This window comes from Thermogutta sp. (assembly GCF_014359955.1).
In the GTDB taxonomy this organism is placed as follows: Bacteria; Planctomycetota; Planctomycetia; order Pirellulales; family Thermoguttaceae; genus Thermogutta.
Map to the genome: position 1 here is coordinate 1 of NZ_JACIYL010000613.1, position 2,768 is coordinate 2,768.

General features: G+C 57.6%; 2 protein-coding genes. One reads left to right on the forward strand and one right to left on the reverse strand.

Annotated elements, in window-relative coordinates; all coding sequences use genetic code 11:
• Positions 1-362 precede the first annotated feature (362 nt).
• Positions 363-1,703 (forward strand): BNR repeat-containing protein, encoded by a 1,341-nt coding sequence (locus H5U08_RS15020; protein ID WP_297034809.1) that lies wholly within the window; start codon positions 363-365, stop codon positions 1,701-1,703.
• 124 nt (positions 1,704-1,827) lie between these two features.
• On the opposite strand, the gene H5U08_RS15025 is transcribed toward H5U08_RS15020, so the two are convergent.
• Positions 1,828-2,768, reverse strand: a 941-nt coding sequence (locus H5U08_RS15025) for a glycosyltransferase family 2 protein (protein ID WP_297034812.1), incomplete at its 5' end; no start/stop codon positions are given.

Below are 2,768 nucleotides of genomic sequence, written 5' to 3' on the forward strand. Positions count from 1 at the left end.
ACTCGTTCTCGTTCGGTTGTTTCTCTTCTCGAACGTGTTGTCTTCGATTGGGGTACCTAAGCGATTACAAGCGGTTACAGTTGTAACGGGTGCGGTCGCTCGGTGTGGTTCTTGCGAAACACCGATTCGGAGTTGCCGGTTTAAGGAAGGCCAATTTTTTCTGAGTTTTCCGGCAAACGGTAGCGGGCGATTCTCAGAAGACTTTCGCTCGGATGCTGTCTAAAACGCCTGATTGGCATCAGCGATCAAGCTGATTACCCCACCTGTGTCTCTCCCCGAAGAACGATTTCCAGTTATACTCTTGAGAAACCTGGCACCGGCCAGCCCTCGACAGTGACCTTTTTCTCGATGAGGACGGGTTCATGTTTGCATTCTTCTGGACGTGCCTTGCAGTGGTGTGGGCGGCGAACGCACCTTGCGATCTTGTCACGGAGAAGTGGGAAGTCCTGGATGCGTGCGACATCGGGCCGGTGTGGGCAGGTCATCCGGTAGGCTTCTTTCTCCTCACGGTTCCGCCCTACCAGTACGTCGCCTTTTATGACGCCGAGCGGCAGATGGTTGTCGGACAGCGGAAACTCGATGAATCACATTTTCGCTTTAAAAAGCTGCCCACGTCGGTGGGATGGGACAGTCATAACAGCATCGTGATGGCGGTGGATAAACGCGGCTGTCTCCACGTCAGCGGCAACATGCATGTGACGCCGCTCATTTATTTCCGGATGACCGCGCCGCATGATCTGCACAGTTTGATCCCCGTTCACAAAATGGTTGGGGAGAATGAAGACCGGGTCACTTATCCTCATTTCATCACGACGCCAGATGGCAGCCTCATCTTTTATTACCGCGACGGTGCTAGCGGTCGCGGGCGTCAGCTTTTCAATATTTACGACGCAGAATCACAGTCCTGGCGACGTCTTTTGCCGGTCCCGCTTTTGGATGGAGGAGAGGAAATGAGTGCCTATCCGTCGGGGCCGATTCTGGGTCCAGACGGACTGTGGCATCTCTGCTGGATGTGGCGGGACACGCCCGACTGCAGCACTAACCACGACATCAGCTATGCCCAAAGCCGTGATCTCGTCCACTGGGAAACGGTTGATGGCACGCCTCTGACCCTCCCCATCACACCAGCGACGCCGGGTGTGATTGTCGATCCGGTACCCGTCAAACTGGGACTGATCAACGTCGGGCATCATGTGGGGTTCGACACCCAGCACCGACCGATTGTCACCTATCATAAGTATGACCAGTCTGGCCGAAGCCAAATCTACAATGCTCGGTGGGAAAAGGATCACTGGGTCATTTATCAAACAAGTGATTGGGATTATCGCTGGGAATTTTCGGGCGGGGGGAGCATCGGGGCGGAAATTACGGCGGGCCCCGTCCAGATTGTGAAAGCGGGTTATCTTTGTCAAAGATTCAGCCACAGTCAGTATGGAAGTGGCACCTGGGTGCTCGACGAGAAGACGTTGCGTCCGATGGACACGTGTCGGCACACCGTCCGGCTCCCCGCAGAGATGACACGCCGGGAATCTGAATTTCCCGGAATGGAGGTCCGCCTGGCCTGGGACTCGGGCCATCCGCCTGAAGGGGACACCTACGTCCTCAAATGGGAAACGTTGCCCCCCCATCGGGACCGACCTCGTCCGGGGCCGCTGCCGCCTCCGAGCACCTTGCGGCTCTATCACCTGCGGCGGGTGCCATGATCGGACTCCCCAGTCGCATAACGCAAGATAAGTCACCCGTCCGATGGTGACGCGGTTTTAGATGATTCCCTTCATAAAGAGAGCGAACAGAGGAAAACCTCGCGAGAACCACCGGACTCGGCCTTCAGCCGTAGGAACCTGTTCGGCCCGAGCTCACGCCGGATGGCGGCTGCGGAAATCGGACGACTCTGGCCTGGTCTCTGTTTGAAATCAAAGAGCGGATCAGATACGGTCCGTTTCTTGCTGCGGTGGTGGCCGTGCGGATGTGAAGTTCGGCGAGCAGTCCCAGAGCCAGGAGAACAAGACTCATTCCCCACGAGACAACCGCTGCCGCCAGAAGCGGAATGCCGAGGGGCAAACGCCCCAGGGCGGTCCAGACAAGCCCCGGTACCGCGGTCATGGTCCCCAGGCATCCGGCCACGGCGGACAGGCCTGCCATCAGGCGGATGGGTTTCCATCGATAGCGGGTGAGGAACACAATCAGGGGCAGGTCCGCCAGAACCGCGAAAAATCTGCGCAATCCGTATTTGCTTTTTCCAGATCTTCTCGGACGGTGATTCACGACGATCACCGTGCTTTTTGCCCCCAGGTCGCGTGCCAGGATGGGCAAATACCGGTGCATGTCCCCCACCAGTTCGAGATGTTCCACCACCCAGCGACGCATCGCGCGGATCCCGCAGCCCAAATCGGGTGTGGGGGCGCCCGTCAGTTTCCGAATTAGCCAGTTGGCCACCTGGGAGGGAAGTCGCCGATGCAAAAAGGAATCCTGCCGGTGCAATCGCCAGCCGTGGACGATATCGTAGCCCTCCGCGATTTTTGCCAGGAAATGGGGGATGTCTCGCGGATCGTTCTGGAGATCCCCGTCGAGCGTAATGACGACATCCCCATGCGAGGCGTCCATGCCTGCGCGGAGTGCCGCCGCCTGACCGAAACGTCGGGTAAGAAAGATGACCTGGACTTGGTCATCTTTTTCAGCAATCCGGGCAAGCCTTTGTGGAGTTTCGTCGGTGGAACCGTCGTCCACGTAACAGATGTCCCAAGAGCAGCCGAGGGATTGAAGAACTT